12 protein-coding genes and 1 rRNA gene are annotated in these 14102 nt (G+C 55.0%); 8 read left to right on the top strand and 5 right to left on the bottom strand.

The window, feature by feature from the left end:
• Positions 1 to 150: 150 nt before the first annotated feature.
• Positions 151 to 1770 (top strand): L-aspartate oxidase, encoded by a 1620-nt coding sequence (nadB, locus tag UR289_RS09925; RefSeq protein WP_320709939.1) that lies wholly within the window; start codon positions 151 to 153, stop codon positions 1768 to 1770.
• Here nadB and trmN read toward each other — a convergent pair.
• Positions 1755 to 2492 carry a tRNA(1)(Val) (adenine(37)-N(6))-methyltransferase TrmN gene (gene trmN / locus UR289_RS09920; protein ID WP_033146241.1) on the bottom strand — a complete coding sequence of 246 codons (738 nt, stop codon included), beginning with the start codon at positions 2490 to 2492 and terminating at the stop codon, positions 1755 to 1757. The genes nadB and trmN overlap by 16 nt on opposite strands.
• A gap of 132 nt (positions 2493 to 2624) precedes the next feature.
• Here trmN and srmB point away from each other — a divergent pair, with 132 nt between their 5' ends.
• The gene (gene srmB / locus UR289_RS09915; protein WP_023308854.1) at positions 2625 to 3953 is read left to right on the top strand and encodes an ATP-dependent RNA helicase SrmB; all 1329 of its coding nucleotides are present in this window, start codon (positions 2625 to 2627) and stop codon (positions 3951 to 3953) included.
• A gap of 50 nt (positions 3954 to 4003) precedes the next feature.
• On the opposite strand, the gene grcA is transcribed toward srmB, so the two are convergent.
• On the bottom strand, positions 4004 to 4387 hold the full coding sequence (gene grcA / locus UR289_RS09910) for an autonomous glycyl radical cofactor GrcA (RefSeq protein WP_320709936.1): 384 nt from the start codon (positions 4385 to 4387) through the stop codon (positions 4004 to 4006).
• Positions 4388 to 4701: 314 nt separating this feature from the next.
• Here grcA and ung point away from each other — a divergent pair, with 314 nt between their 5' ends.
• Positions 4702 to 5391, top strand: coding sequence for a uracil-DNA glycosylase (ung, locus tag UR289_RS09905; RefSeq protein WP_320709934.1), 690 nt, complete (start codon positions 4702 to 4704; stop codon positions 5389 to 5391).
• Between the two features lie 48 nt (positions 5392 to 5439).
• On the opposite strand, the gene UR289_RS09900 is transcribed toward ung, so the two are convergent.
• A complete protein-coding gene (locus UR289_RS09900) occupies positions 5440 to 6570 on the bottom strand; it encodes a tRNA/rRNA methyltransferase (protein ID WP_029741125.1) in 1131 nt (376 codons plus the stop codon).
• A 204-nt stretch (positions 6571 to 6774) separates the two neighbouring features.
• On the opposite strand from UR289_RS09900, the gene trxC reads away from it, so the two are divergent.
• The 5 genes from trxC to UR289_RS09870 all read left to right on the top strand — a co-directional run bounded on the left by trxC (position 6775) and on the right by UR289_RS09870 (position 12495).
• Positions 6775 to 7194 (top strand): thioredoxin TrxC, encoded by a 420-nt coding sequence (gene trxC / locus UR289_RS09895; RefSeq protein WP_023308858.1) that lies wholly within the window; start codon positions 6775 to 6777, stop codon positions 7192 to 7194.
• 69 nt (positions 7195 to 7263) lie between these two features.
• A complete protein-coding gene (locus tag UR289_RS09890; protein WP_096150465.1) occupies positions 7264 to 7962 on the top strand; it encodes a tRNA-uridine aminocarboxypropyltransferase in 699 nt (232 codons plus the stop codon).
• Positions 7963 to 7997: 35 nt separating this feature from the next.
• Positions 7998 to 10661, top strand: coding sequence for a GNAT family N-acetyltransferase (locus UR289_RS09885; RefSeq protein ID WP_320709932.1), 2664 nt, complete (start codon positions 7998 to 8000; stop codon positions 10659 to 10661).
• Positions 10662 to 10771: 110 nt separating this feature from the next.
• On the top strand, positions 10772 to 12127 hold the full coding sequence (gene pssA / locus UR289_RS09875; RefSeq protein WP_023333068.1) for a CDP-diacylglycerol--serine O-phosphatidyltransferase: 1356 nt from the start codon (positions 10772 to 10774) through the stop codon (positions 12125 to 12127).
• Between the two features lie 44 nt (positions 12128 to 12171).
• Complete coding sequence (locus UR289_RS09870) at positions 12172 to 12495, top strand: YfiM family lipoprotein (RefSeq protein WP_033146245.1); 324 nt, start codon at positions 12172 to 12174, stop codon at positions 12493 to 12495.
• Here the strand turns inward: UR289_RS09870 and UR289_RS09865 are convergent.
• Positions 12492 to 13787: an MFS transporter gene (locus UR289_RS09865; protein ID WP_087823121.1), complete on the bottom strand. Its 1296-nt coding sequence runs from the start codon at positions 13785 to 13787 to the stop codon at positions 12492 to 12494. The two genes, UR289_RS09870 and UR289_RS09865, sit on opposite strands and share 4 nt — an antisense overlap.
• A gap of 209 nt (positions 13788 to 13996) precedes the next feature.
• Positions 13997 to 14102: ribosomal RNA gene (gene rrf / locus UR289_RS09860) — 5S ribosomal RNA — on the bottom strand; the annotation flags it as partial.

Here is a 14102-nt window from a genome sequence, read left to right as displayed (position 1 = left end):
CTGCTTCGCAAAATAATTTCACTCATTTACCCTCCGTTTACCTCCGCTTACGCGTTTAGCCATTGCGACAGCCTCTAAAAAAATACGTGCGATATATCGCATTCAGGTGCTATTCTGACCCAACACTGTTTAGTAAATTAAACAACAATCATGAACACAACACCTGAACTCCATTGTGATGTACTGATCATCGGCAGCGGCGCTGCCGGTCTCTCTCTGGCGCTGCGCCTGGCCGAGCATCAAAACGTTATCGTTCTGAGTAAAGGACCGATAAGTGAAGGTTCCACGTTTTATGCCCAGGGCGGCATTGCCGCCGTGTTTGATGAGACAGACAGCATTGCATCCCACGTCGAGGATACGCTCATTGCCGGAGCAGGGATCGTGGATGCACACGCCGCAGAGTTTGTCGCCAGCAATGCCCGTCACTGCGTTCAGTGGCTCATCGACCAGGGCGTCTTATTCGATACGCAGGTTCAACCCAACGGTGAAGAGAGCTACCACCTGACTCGCGAAGGCGGCCATAGTCACCGCCGCATCCTGCACGCAGCGGATGCCACCGGAAAAGAAGTGGAAACCACGCTGGTCAGCAAAGCGCTGAACCATCCTAATATTCGGGTTCTCGAGCGAAGCAATGCCGTTGACCTGATTATCTCTGACAAGATTGGCCTGCCCGGCACGCGTCGCGTGGTGGGCGCCTGGGTCTGGAACCGAAATAAAGAGAAGGTGGAGACCTGCCGGGCGAAGGCAGTGGTGCTGGCTACCGGCGGTGCCTCCAAGGTGTATCAGTACACCACGAACCCTGACATTGCCTCCGGAGACGGTATCGCGATGGCCTGGCGCGCTGGCTGCCGGGTGGCGAACCTCGAGTTTAATCAGTTTCACCCCACCGCCCTGTTCCATCCCCAGGCGCGCAACTTCCTGCTGACGGAAGCCCTGCGCGGTGAAGGCGCGTATCTGAAACGCCCTGATGGATCTCGCTTTATGCCTGACTTTGACGTCCGGGGTGAACTGGCCCCGCGTGACATCGTTGCCCGCGCCATCGATCATGAAATGAAGCGCCTTGGCGTAGACTGCATGTATCTCGATATCAGCCATAAGCCAGCAGAGTTCATTCGCCAGCATTTCCCGATGATTTATGAAAAGCTGCTCAATCTTGGCATTGATTTAACGCGTGACCCGGTGCCCATTGTGCCAGCGGCCCACTATACCTGCGGTGGCGTAATGGTTGACGATCATGGACGTACTGACGTAGACGGTCTGTATGCTATCGGTGAGGTCAGCTATACCGGACTTCACGGCGCGAACCGTATGGCCTCTAACTCGCTGCTTGAGTGTCTGGTGTACGGCTGGTCGGCGGCGGAAGATATCACGAAGCGCATGCCTTACGCCCGCGAGACAGAGCACCTGCCTGCCTGGGATGAAAGCCGCGTGGATAATCCGGACGAACTGGTCGTGATCCAGCACAACTGGCATGAGCTACGGCTGTTTATGTGGGACTACGTGGGGATTGTGCGCACCACGAAACGCCTGGAGCGCGCCTTGCGCCGCATCACCATGCTGCAGCAGGAAATTGATGAGTACTATGCTAATTTCCGCGTATCCAATAATCTGCTGGAGCTGCGCAATCTGGTGCAGGTTGCCGAGCTGATTGTTCGCTGCGCGATGATGCGTAAAGAGAGCCGCGGGCTGCACTATACCCTGGACTACCCGGATCAGCTTGCTGAATCCGGCCCGTCGATACTCGCCCCGCAGGTTTACATAAACAGATAAAACGCCTGGGTCAGGGCAGTGTAATCTTCGGAATAGCGCTGGTCTGGCCCACGGATCACCATTCGGTCATTAAAGCATTCACCCTCTTTTGGCGACAGAGCCAGCAGTACGCGGTGCGGCAGTCGACCCTCCGTATCCGAAATATCGGTACGCAGACGTAACGTCCAGCCGATCTCCTGCGCGATACCGATGAACGTGTTGCCGGTACTCTCTGGCAGGACCACACAGAAAAAACCCTCTTCGGAGATCAGTTCTGCCGCGCTGGTGAGCAGCGCTTTATGATCGAGGGAGCCGGTATAACGCGCCTGTTCACGCTCGGGTGTCCCGCACTCAACGCCGGGCTCGTAGTAGGGAGGGTTGCTGACGATCAGATCGTAACGCGCGGTTTGTTCAGGCGCCCAGGCGAGCACGTCTGCGCATTCCACTTTCATTCGGACTGCCCAGGGGGATTCGGCCATATTGTCACTCGCCTGCTCTGCGGCCTGCGCGTCCAGTTCGACGGCATCAATGATGACATGTTCTTCCGTACGCTGCGCCAGCATCAGCGCCACCAGCCCGCTGCCGGTACCGATATCAAGAATACGCTTAACACCTGCGACAGGCGCCCACGCTCCCAGTAAAATACCGTCTGTACCAACCTTCATGGCACAGCGATCGTGAGCGACAAAAAATTGTTTAAACGTAAAACCATCGCGGCGCAGCTGCGCTTTGAGTTGAGACATGTCAGGGCAACCTTCTAAGTGAAACTGGAGTAGCATAGGGGAAAGCGAAGTGGCCGAAAAGCGATATCCATACAAACAGATGAAGATTACAGCCGTAACGTCTATAATCAGCGCCCCACACAGAGGTAGAACATGACTGTAACGACTTTTTCCGAACTTGAACTCGATGAAAGCCTGCTCAATGCACTTGAGAGCAAAGGCTTTACACGCCCGACCGCCATTCAGGCAGCGGCCATTCCGCCTGCGCTTGAGGGCCGCGATGTGCTCGGTTCTGCGCCAACCGGCACGGGGAAGACAGCAGCCTATTTGCTGCCTGTGTTGCAGCATCTGCTCGACTTCCCGCGTAAAAAATCTGGCCCGCCGCGTATTTTGATCCTGACGCCTACGCGCGAACTGGCAATGCAGGTTGCCGATCACGCGCGTGAACTCGCGGCAAATACTCATCTGGATATTGCCACCATCACCGGCGGCGTAGCGTACATGAACCACGCCGAAGTGTTCAGCGAAAACCAGGACATCGTCGTTGCGACGACGGGACGCCTGCTGCAGTACATTAAAGAAGAGAACTTCGACTGCCGCGCGGTTGAAACGCTGATCCTCGACGAAGCCGACCGCATGCTGGACATGGGCTTCGCACAGGATATCGAGCACATTGCAGGGGAAACGCGCTGGCGTAACCAGACGATGCTGTTCTCTGCCACCCTCGAAGGGGAAGCGATCAAAGACTTCGCAGAGCGTCTGCTGGAAGATCCGGTGGAAGTCTCGGCGACGCCGTCCACCCGTGAGCGTAAGAAGATCCACCAGTGGTACTACCGCGCGGACAACCTTGAGCACAAAGTCGAATTGCTGAAACACCTGCTCAAACAGGAAGATGCTCTGCGCACAATCGTATTTGTGCGCAAGCGCGAGCGCGTGCACGAGCTGGCTGAAATGCTGCGTAACGCCGGGATCAACAACTGCTATCTTGAAGGCGAGATGGCGCAGATCAAGCGTACCGAAGGGATTAAGCGACTGACCGATGGTCGCGTTAACGTGCTGGTTGCAACTGACGTTGCCGCTCGCGGGATCGACATCCCGGACGTCAGCCACGTCATTAACTTCGATATGCCGCGCAGCGGAGATACCTACCTGCACCGTATTGGTCGTACCGGCCGCGCGGGCCGCAAAGGGATTGCGATTTCACTGGTCGAAGCGCATGACTACCTGCTGCTGCAGAAAATTGGCCGCTATGTTGATGAGCCGCTGAAAGCGCGCGTGATTGACGAACTCCGCCCGACCACGCGTGCGCCGAGTGAAAAGATGACGGGTAAACCGTCCAAGAAAGCGCTCGCAAAACGTGCTGAGAGAAAAGAGAAAGAAAAAGAGAAACCGCGCGTGAAGCAGCGCCACCGCGATACCAAAAATATTGGTAAGCGCCGTAAGCCAAGCTCTGCCGCACCAGAGACGAAAACTGAAGAGTAAAAAAAAGCCGGGGAAATTCCCGGCTTTTTTATTCCCCCCTGCTGAAGCCGTTACAGGCTTTCAGTAAAGGTACGGGCGATAACGTCGCGCTGCTGTTCTGGAGTCAGTGAGTTAAAGCGAACCGCATAGCCGGACACGCGGATAGTCAGCTGTGGGTATTTTTCTGGATTCTCAACGGCATCCATCAGCGTTTCGCGGCGCAGCACGTTTACGTTCAGGTGCTGACCACCTTCCACGCGCACTTCCGGCTGCACTTCCATAGGAACTTCACGGTATTCGATTTCGCCCAGTTTGTTTACCGGTACGATTTCATCTTCAGCAAAACCCGCTTTCGCAACGACGCAGCGCGCTTCGTTCTTCTCGCTGTCCAGCAGCCAGAAAGAATTGAGCAGATCGTCATTTGCAGCTTTAGTAATCTGGATACCTGTAATCATGTGTTGCCTCCCTTAGGCTACATTAACTCGTGTCGGCCTCTCGCGGCCAATTGGTAAAACCATTGTTTCTTGTGTGTATATATAACATTCACACCCCGGCGATTTATTGATTTAAATCAACAAAAACACCAACCACATAAAGAGTGTGGTTTGAATTTATTGTTTTAGATCAATTTAACAACCTTACCAATTCAACTTACCCTGTATCTTTTCAAAATAAATTTAGCCACTTAGCACGTATTTCAGCGCGTAATTTTGCTCACCGGGGTGAAACAGGTAAGCTAGTCACAGATTGAGATTCGCAGGAGAGCGAGATGACGACACTTTTAACCTGGCATGACGTGCTGGCAGAAGAAAAGCAGCAGCCTTATTTTATCAATACGCTCAGCACCGTTGCCGCTGAGCGTCAGTCCGGACAGACGATTTACCCGCCGCAGAAAGACGTGTTTAACGCCTTTCGCTACACCGAACTGAGCGATGTGAAAGTGGTCATTCTGGGCCAGGATCCCTATCACGGCCCCGGGCAGGCGCATGGGCTGGCGTTTTCCGTTCGTCCGGGCGTGGCTATCCCCCCTTCTCTGCTCAACATGTATAAAGAGCTTGAAGCAACCGTGCCCGGTTTTACCCGGCCAAACCACGGTTACCTGGAAAGCTGGGCGCGCCAGGGCGTGCTGTTGCTGAATACGGTGCTTACCGTACGGGCGGGTCAGGCGCACTCGCACGCCAGTCTGGGCTGGGAGACGTTTACCGATAAAGTCATCAGCCTGATCAACGAGCATCGTGAAGGGGTGGTGTTTTTACTCTGGGGTTCTCACGCGCAGAAGAAAGGGGCGATTATTGACCGTCAGCGTCATCACGTGCTGAAAGCACCGCACCCGTCACCGCTGTCTGCACATCGCGGTTTCTTTGGCAGTAATCATTTTGTTCTGGCGAATGAATGGCTGGAAAAACGTGGCGAAAAGCCGATTGACTGGATGCCTGTATTACCGACAGAGAGCGAGTAGTTTGAGTTTGTATGCCCGGCTCACCGGGCATACAAAAAGCATAATGGCTTATGCCTTGTTCTGACGCCACCATTCGGCCAGCAGTACGCCGGTCGCAACGGATACGTTCAGACTTTCCACATTGCCTGTTCCGTCGATAGAGACGCTCAGATCCGCACTGGAGAGCGCCGCGTCAGACAGACCATCACGTTCCTGACCTAATACCAGCACCATTTTGCGCGGCAACGTCGCTTTAAACAGCGGCGTACCGGCATGGCTTGAGGTGGTCACGATGGAATAACCCGCTTTACGGAACTGCTCGAGGGCGTCCAGAACGCTGTCGCCGGTGATCGGCTGTACGTGCTCGGCTCCGCCTTCCGCAGTACGGATCGCGGCGCCGGATTCCAGCAGCGCGGCATCCTGCAACAGCACGCCTTTCACGCCAAAGTGCGCGCAGCTACGCATCATTGCACCCAGGTTGTGCGGGTTGCCCACATCTTCCAGGGCCAGCACGCAGTCATCGGCATCCGCCTGGCTGACCCACTGCTGCACGGTCGTGCCGTTACGCTTTTTGATCAGGAAGCAGACGCCGCCGTGGTGTTCAGTGCCGGACGCTTTGGTCAGCTCGGCATCATCAACCACGTGGTAGGCTTTACGGTTCGCGGCCATCCAGCGCAGCGCTTCTTTAAAGCGCGGGGTCACGCTCTGGATAAACCAGGCGCGGACGATACACTCAGGACGGCTCAGGAACAGCGCCTGGCAGGCGTTCTCGCCATACACGCGGGTCTCTTCCGCACGCTGACGGCGCAGCACTTCCGGGTCGATAAAGCTTTTACCGCTGATACCGCCGTGATCGGCTTTTTCCGGCGTCTCATCGCCAGGGGCGCGAGAAACGGTGCGCCACGGGGAGGCGTTATCACGTGAGAAGTCATCACGCGGACGATCGTCGCGTGGACGGTCACTGCGTGGGCGGTCGGAACGCGGACGGTCATCGCGTTTGCGATCGTCACGTTTGCGGTCATCACCGCGGTTATTTCTGTCATCGCGGGCGGGGCGACGGCCACCGTCTGCACGAGAAGACGCCGGACGCCCGCCACCTTTTCCGGTACGCGGATTTTGGGTGCGTTTATCAGAGTCATCATCACTGCGGACATACATCACTTTGACCTTGCCGCTTTTGTTTTTCATTTCGTCGTTCATGCTTTTCTCCACCAGCGCTGCGCGAAGCGCGCAGATTACCCGATGTGCCAGCGCATAGCCATAATTTCGTACAAAAGCCTGTGACTATTGTTCTCATTGAATAAAACGCATTGTTGTTTCAAACAGGCTCATTGATAATATGTAACATATTAGAAACATTATCGGCGTTGTGCCGCTGTCCCACGGCTCTATCAGAGGTTAGTTATGAATACCGTATGTGCCAACTGTCAGGCTCTTAATCGCATTCCGGACGATCGGATGGAAGATGGTGCGAAATGCGGACGTTGTGGCCATGAATTATTTGATGGCGATGTCATTAACGCGACGGGTGCTACGCTGGACAAACTCCTCAAGGACGATCTTCCTGTCGTGATCGATTTCTGGGCGCCATGGTGCGGCCCATGCCGTAGCTTCGCGCCGATTTTCGAAGATGTGGCCGAAGAGCGCAGCGGAAAAATGCGGTTCGTTAAGGTCAATACCGAAGCCGAACCCGAACTGAGCGCACGTTTTCGTATTCGCAGCATCCCGACCATTATGATTTTCAAAAATGGCGAAGTGATCGATATGCTCAACGGCGCGGTTCCAAAAGCGCCTTTTGAAAGCTGGTTAAACGAGTCGCTGTAACATTCACGGGGCACGTCTTGTGCCCCGCTCCCGCCTCTGCGAAAATAGCGTTTTTCCTGCATTTCGCCCATGACTGATAACGCCGTTCTTAAATTACGCGCCGAACGCCTTGCGCGCGCCACCCGACCGTTCCTCGCACGAGGCAACCGTATTCGCCGCTGTCAGCGCTGCCTGCTGCCGCTGAAGGTTTGTCTGTGCGAGACGCTCGCTCCGAGTACGGCGGAAAGCCGTTTTTGTCTGGTCATGTTCGATACCGAGCCGATGAAACCCAGCAATACGGGGCGTCTTATCGCCGATATTCTGCCGGATACCACCGCGTTTCAGTGGTCCCGTACGGAGCCACCTCAGGCCCTGCTCGATTTAGTGGCCAGCCAGAACTACCAGCCGATGGTCGTCTTCCCCGCGTCATATGCAGGTGTGGATCGCCAGGTGCTTTCAGCGCCGCCATCCGGTAAACCACCGCTGTTTATCATGCTGGACGGTACCTGGACCGAAGCGCGAAAAATGTTTCGCAAAAGCCCGTATCTCGACGCGCTGCCGGTGATTTCTGTCGATCTTTCCCGCGTCTCCGCCTACCGCCTGCGTGAAGCGCATGCTGACGGGCAATACTGCACCGCCGAAGTGGCGATTGCGCTTCTGGATTTAGCGGGAGATACCGCTGCGGCTGGTGCCCTGGGCAACCATTTCTCATGCTTCCGGGAGCGCTATCTGGCGGGAAAAACCGTTCATAAGGGCAGCGTCACAGCGCCCGAGCCAGAAAGCGTTTAAAATCATCAGGTCGCTTGCATTCACAGGAGGCCTGCATGAGCCAGCGAGGGTTAGAAGCGCTACTTCGTCCTAAATCCATTGCCGTTATCGGCGCATCAATGAAGCTGGATCGTGCTGGCTATCTGATGATGCGCAATCTGCTGGCCGGGGGATTTAATGGCCCCGTCATGCCCGTCACGCCGTCTTATAAGGCCGTTCAGGGGGTACTTGCATGGCCTGATGTACAAAGCCTGCCTTTCGTGCCGGATCTTGCCGTACTCTGTACAAACGCGAAGCGCAACCCGGAACTGCTGGAATCACTCGGCAAGAAAGGGTGTAAAACCTGCATAATTCTCTCGTCTCCGCCTGAACAGAAAGCCGAGCTTCTGGCCTGCGCCAGCCGCTATCAAATGCGCATTCTTGGGCCAAACAGTCTGGGCCTGCTCGCCCCCTGGCAGGGGCTGAATGCCAGTTTCTCCCCGGTTCCGATCCGCAAAGGCAAACTGGCGTTTATCTCGCAGTCGGCTGCGGTATCGAACACCATCCTCGACTGGGCGCAGCAGCGTGAAATGGGATTCTCCTACTTCATTGCCCTGGGCGACAGCCTGGATATCGACGTTGATGAGCTGCTGGATTTTCTGGCACGTGACGGCAAAACCAGCGCGATCTTGCTTTATCTTGAGCACCTCAGCGACGCGCGTCGTTTTGTCTCGGCTGCGCGAAGCGCTTCGCGCAATAAGCCGATCCTGGTGATCAAAAGCGGACGCAGCCCTGCGGCACAGCGTCTTCTGCATTCGCATTCCGGCATGGATCCCGCCTGGGACGCCGCCATTCAGCGCGCGGGGTTGCTGCGGGTACAGGATACGCACGAGCTTTTTTCCGCCGTTGAGACGTTAAGCCATATGCGCCCGTTGCGCGGTGAGAAGCTAATGATTGTCAGTAACGGTGCGGCCCCTGCCGCGCTCGCGCTGGACGAGCTGTGGCGGCGCTTCGGCAAGCTGGCAACGCTGAGTGAAGAGACGCTGCAGCGCCTGAAAGAAGCGCTTCCGACCAGCGTGACGCCCGGCAATCCGCTTGATTTGCGCGATGACGCCAGCAGCGACCGCTATATCAGGGCGATATCCATTTTGCTGGATAGCCAGGATTTCGATGCGCTGATGATTATCCATTCCCCCAGCGCGGTCGCGCCGGGCAGTGAAAGCGCGCGCGCGCTCATTGATGCCGTGCGCAACCATCCGCGAGGCAAATACGTTACCCTGCTCACCAACTGGTGCGGTGAGTTTTCCTCTCAGGAGGCGCGGCGCTTGTTCAGCGAGGCCGGGCTGCCAACCTACCGCACGCCGGAAGGCACCATCACCGCGTTTATGCATATGGTGGAATATCGCCGCAACCAGAAACAGCTGCGTGAGACGCCGGCTTTGCCGGGTAATCTGACCGCGAACACCGTCGACGTTCACCGGCTGTTGCAGCAGGCTATCGAAGAGGGCGCGACCTCGCTTGATACGCATGAGGTCCAACCCATTCTGGGCAGCTACGGGATGCAAACCCTGCCGACCTGGATCGCCAGCGACAGCGCTGAGGCCGTGCATATTGCCGAACAGATTGGCTATCCGGTGGCCCTGAAGCTGCGTTCCCCGGATATCCCGCATAAGTCTGATGTTCAAGGGGTTATGTTATACCTGCGTACGGCGACTGAGGTGCAGCAGGCAGCTGATGCCATTTTTGATCGGGTCAAAATGGCCTGGCCGCAGGCAAGGATCCACGGATTGCTGGTGCAAAGCATGGCAAACCGCGCAGGGGCTCAGGAATTACGGGTGGTGGTCGAACACGATCCCGTCTTCGGCCCGCTCATCATGCTGGGAGAGGGTGGCGTTGAGTGGCGTCCGGAGGAGCAGGCCGTGGTGGCGCTACCGCCGCTGAACATGAACCTGGCGCGTTATCTGATCATCCAGGCGATCAAAAGTAAAAAGATCCGTGGCCGGAGTGCGCTGCGCCCGCTTGATATTGCCGGGTTAAGTCAGTTCCTGGTGCAGGTGTCTAACCTGATTGTGGATTGTGCCGAAATCCAGCGGCTGGACATTCATCCGCTGCTCGCCTCGGGCAATGAGTTTACGGCGCTGGACGTGACCCTGGATATCGCGCCATTCGAAGGAGACAGAGAGAGCCGTCTGGCGATCCGCCCGTATCCCCTGCAGCTGGAAGAGTGGGTTGAGATGAAGAATGGGGAACGCGCCTTGTTCCGCCCTATTCTGCCGGAAGATGAGCCCCAGCTGCGGGCCTTTATCTCTCAGGTCACGAAAGAGGATCTTTATTATCGCTATTTTAGCGAAATCAACGAATTTACCCATGATGATTTAGCCAATATGACCCAGATCGACTACGATCGAGAAATGGCGTTTGTTGCCGTTCGTCGCTCCGATAAGGGGGATGAGATCCTCGGCGTCACGCGTGCGATTTCTGACCCGGATAACGTCGATGCGGAGTTTGCGGTGCTGGTGCGCTCCGATCTTAAAGGCCTGGGTCTGGGGAGACGGCTGCTGGAAAAACTCATCAGTTATACGCGAGATCACGGATTGTTACGCCTCAATGGCATTACTATGCCTAACAATCGCGGTATGGTGACCCTGGCGCGAAAACTTGGGTTTGACGTTGATATTCAGCTGGACGAAGGTATTGTGGCCTTGTCCCTCAGTCTGACATCAACAGACAAACGCGAGTAAGCTACTGGAAATGTTACCCACTTTGGACGGGACTGGTGGTATCATTGTCCGCTTATGTTGTTTGCATGGTACAGACAACCCTTCAATGAACAGAGAAGAAACGCACTGTGATGTTGTCAAAATTTAAGCGTAATAAACATCAACAACACCTTGCTCAACTACCGAAGATTTCTCAGTCAGTTGATGATGTAGAGTTCTTTTACGCTCCCGCTCATTTTCGGGAGACGCTTCTGGAAAAGATTGCCAGCGCCACGCGACGCATTTGCATTGTAGCGCTCTATCTTGAACAGGATGAAGGCGGGCGCGCGATCCTGAACGCGCTCTATGAAGCCAAACGTCAGCGCCCGGAACTCGATGTTCGCGTGCTGGTCGACTGGCATCGCGCTCAGCGTGGCCGTATTGGCGCTGCCGCGTCAAACACCAATGCCGACTGGTATTGCCGCACGGCGCAGGAAAATCCTGGCGTTGATGTGCCTGTTTATGGCGTCCCGGTTAATACCCGTGAAGCGCTCGGCGTACTTCATTTCAAGGGCTTCATCATTGATGACAGCGTGCTTTACAGCGGCGCAAGTCTGAATGATGTTTACCTTCATCAGCTCGATAAATATCGCTACGACCGCTACCATCTGATCCGTAATCCGCAGATGGCCGATATCATGTTTAACTGGGTTGATAAAAATCTGGTCCATGGCCGCGGTGTTAATCGCCTTGACGATCCCGAACGTCCTAAAAGCCCGGAAATCAAAAACGATGTTCGCGCCTTCCGCCAGGAGCTGCGTGATGCGGTCTATCATTTCCAGGGCGATGCGAACAACGAAGAGTTATCCGTTACCCCGCTGGTAGGGCTCGGTAAATCAAGCCTGCTGAACAAAACGATCTTCCATCTGATGCCGTGCGCGGAGCAGAAACTCACCATCTGTACGCCGTACTTCAACCTCCCTGCCGTGCTGGTGCGTAATATCATTCAGCTGCTGCGCGACGGTAAAAAAGTGGAAATCATCGTTGGTGATAAAACCGCAAACGACTTTTTCATTCCTGAAGATCAGCCGTTCAAAATCATCGGTGCGCTGCCTTATCTCTATGAGATCAACCTGCGCCGTTTCCTGAGCCGTTTACAGTATTACGTAAACACTGACCAGTTGGTTGTGCGTCTCTGGAAAGATGAAGACAACACTTACCATCTGAAAGGAATGTGGGTCGACGATGAGTGGATGCTGCTGACCGGTAATAACCTGAACCCACGCGCGTGGCGACTGGATCTGGAAAACGCTATCCTGATCCATGACCCGCAGCACGAGTTAGCCGCAAAACGTGAACGTGAGCTGGAGCTGATTCGCACGCATACCACTGTGGTTAATCATTACCGCGAACTGCAGAGCATTGCCGATTATCCGGTAAAAGTCCGCAAGCTTATCCGCCGCTTACGTCGTATCCGTATCGACCGACTTATCAGCCGTATTCTGTAATGTCCAGGCCCTGCCACCCGCAGGGTTTTTTTATGGAGCCGTTGATGCGTATTCCTCTGTTACTTAGCGTCCTCTTTCTGACTGGCTGTAGCCATATGGCCAACGATAACTGGTCCGGACAGGATAAAGCCCAGCATTTCCTCGCTTCCGCGATGTTGTCCGCAGCCGGCAATGAATATGCGCAGCATCAGGGATACAGCCGGGATCGTAGCGCGGCGATAGGGTTGATGTTTTCAGTCAGTCTTGGAGCATCAAAAGAACTGTGGGATAGCCGCCCCGCAGGGAGCGGCTGGAGCTGGAAAGATTTCGCCTGGGATGTCGCCGGCGCAACGACCGGCTATGCCGTGTGGCAGATGGCGCGCTATTAAAGTCGAATGCCTTTACCTTTGCGATGCAGCATCAGCGAAACAATAAAGGCCAGTGCGCCCATTATCGTTACGTACCAGAAGAATGTCGTTTCACTTCCCCATGATTTAAGCGACAACGCAACGTACTCCGCCGATCCGCCAAACAACGCATTAGCTACCGCATAAGAGAGCCCTACCCCTAAAGCACGTACCTGCGCCGGGAACATTTCAGCTTTCAGTATTCCGCTGATAGAGGTATAGAAACTGACAATCACCATCGCCAGCATCACCAGCGCAAACGCCGCATACGGCGAAGTCACATGCTGAAGGGCCGACAGAATAGGTACGGTACATAATGCCGACAGGCCGCCGAAAATCAGCATCGACGTACGTCGACCGATTTTATCCGAGAGCGCACCGATAATGGGTTGTATGAGCATAAAGACAAACAGCGCCACGGTCATGACTACGCTGGCGACGTTTGCGTGCATGCCGGTGGTGTTCACCAGGTACTTCTGCATATAGGTGGTGAACGTGTAAAAACTGAGAGAGCCGCCCGCAGTAAAGCCCAGCACCATGAGAAAAGCTTTGCGGTTACGCCATAACCCTTTGAATGTTCCCGCCTCCTTCAGCGTTCTGACTTCCTTCTGAGAGGTTTCATCTAACTGACGGCGTAGCCAAAGTGCGACCACCGCCAGTACTGCGCCCATCGCGAAAGGAATTCGCCATCCCCAGGCGTGAAGTTGTTCGTCCGTCAGAATCTGCTGCAGGATCACTACCACAAGAATGGCCAGCAGTTGACCACCAATCAACGTGACGTACTGGAATGAGGCGTAAAAACCTTTACGGCCTTCCAGTGCAATCTCACTCATGTAGGTCGCGCTGGTACCGTATTCACCGCCCACCGATAATCCCTGAAATAAGCGAGCCAGTAAAAGTAGCGCCGGTGCCCAGGTGCCAATCGATTCATATCCCGGTAAACAAGCGATCACCAGAGAACCAAAGCACATCATGCACACCGAGATCAGCATAGAAGCCTTACGGCCGCGACGATCCGCAATGCGGCCAAACAGCCAGCCCCCGATGGGCCGCATTAAAAACCCTGCGGCAAATACCCCCGCCGTTTGTAGCAGCTGCGTTGTGGTGTTGCCGGATGGGAAGAAGATATGTGCGAAGTAGAGTGAACAAAATGAGTAGACGTAAAAGTCGAACCATTCAACCAGATTCCCTGAAGAGGCGCTGACGATTGCCCATACTCTTCTTCGGGTATCACTGCTAGCCAGCGTCCCGTTTGATGTAATGCTTTCTGTCATTGTGATTATGCTCCTGCCATAAACAGCGGCGTATTGAGCCAGGAGACTCAATTACCTCGTAAATGAAATGTTATAATTTTGTTATAAATGACATTGCGACAGGGATCACACATTCCATTAGCAGGATAAGGGATTAAGAGAAAGGCCAAAGAGGGTAAGCACAAAGCAAAAAACCCCGCACCTTACGGTACGGGGTTCTTTTAATTGATGCCTGGCAGTTCCCTACTCTCACATGGGGAGACCCCACACTACCATCGGCGCTACGGCGTTTCACTTCTGAGTTCGGCATGGGGTCAGGTGGGACCACCGCGCTAA

The sequence above is a fragment of the Enterobacter sp. 302C9 genome (assembly GCF_034106085.1).
Taxonomy (GTDB): Bacteria; Pseudomonadota; Gammaproteobacteria; order Enterobacterales; family Enterobacteriaceae; genus Enterobacter; species Enterobacter asburiae_B.
This window is presented reverse-complemented; position numbering and strand designations above follow the sequence as displayed.

What these genes read in the sequence shown, in the direction of transcription:
- nadB (WP_320709939.1), top strand. Translation starts at nt 151, where the DNA reads ATGAACACAACACCTGAACTCCATTGTGATGTACTGATCATCGGCAGC.
- trmN (WP_033146241.1), bottom strand. Translation starts at nt 2,492, where the DNA reads ATGTCTCAACTCAAAGCGCAGCTGCGCCGCGATGGTTTTACGTTTAAA.
- srmB (WP_023308854.1), top strand. Translation starts at nt 2,625, where the DNA reads ATGACTGTAACGACTTTTTCCGAACTTGAACTCGATGAAAGCCTGCTC.
- grcA (WP_320709936.1), bottom strand. Translation starts at nt 4,387, where the DNA reads ATGATTACAGGTATCCAGATTACTAAAGCTGCAAATGACGATCTGCTC.
- ung (WP_320709934.1), top strand. Translation starts at nt 4,702, where the DNA reads ATGACGACACTTTTAACCTGGCATGACGTGCTGGCAGAAGAAAAGCAG.
- UR289_RS09900 (WP_029741125.1), bottom strand. Translation starts at nt 6,570, where the DNA reads ATGAACGACGAAATGAAAAACAAAAGCGGCAAGGTCAAAGTGATGTAT.
- trxC (WP_023308858.1), top strand. Translation starts at nt 6,775, where the DNA reads ATGAATACCGTATGTGCCAACTGTCAGGCTCTTAATCGCATTCCGGAC.
- UR289_RS09890 (WP_096150465.1), top strand. Translation starts at nt 7,264, where the DNA reads ATGACTGATAACGCCGTTCTTAAATTACGCGCCGAACGCCTTGCGCGC.
- UR289_RS09885 (WP_320709932.1), top strand. Translation starts at nt 7,998, where the DNA reads ATGAGCCAGCGAGGGTTAGAAGCGCTACTTCGTCCTAAATCCATTGCC.
- pssA (WP_023333068.1), top strand. Translation starts at nt 10,772, where the DNA reads ATGTTGTCAAAATTTAAGCGTAATAAACATCAACAACACCTTGCTCAA.
- UR289_RS09870 (WP_033146245.1), top strand. Translation starts at nt 12,172, where the DNA reads ATGCGTATTCCTCTGTTACTTAGCGTCCTCTTTCTGACTGGCTGTAGC.
- UR289_RS09865 (WP_087823121.1), bottom strand. Translation starts at nt 13,787, where the DNA reads ATGACAGAAAGCATTACATCAAACGGGACGCTGGCTAGCAGTGATACC.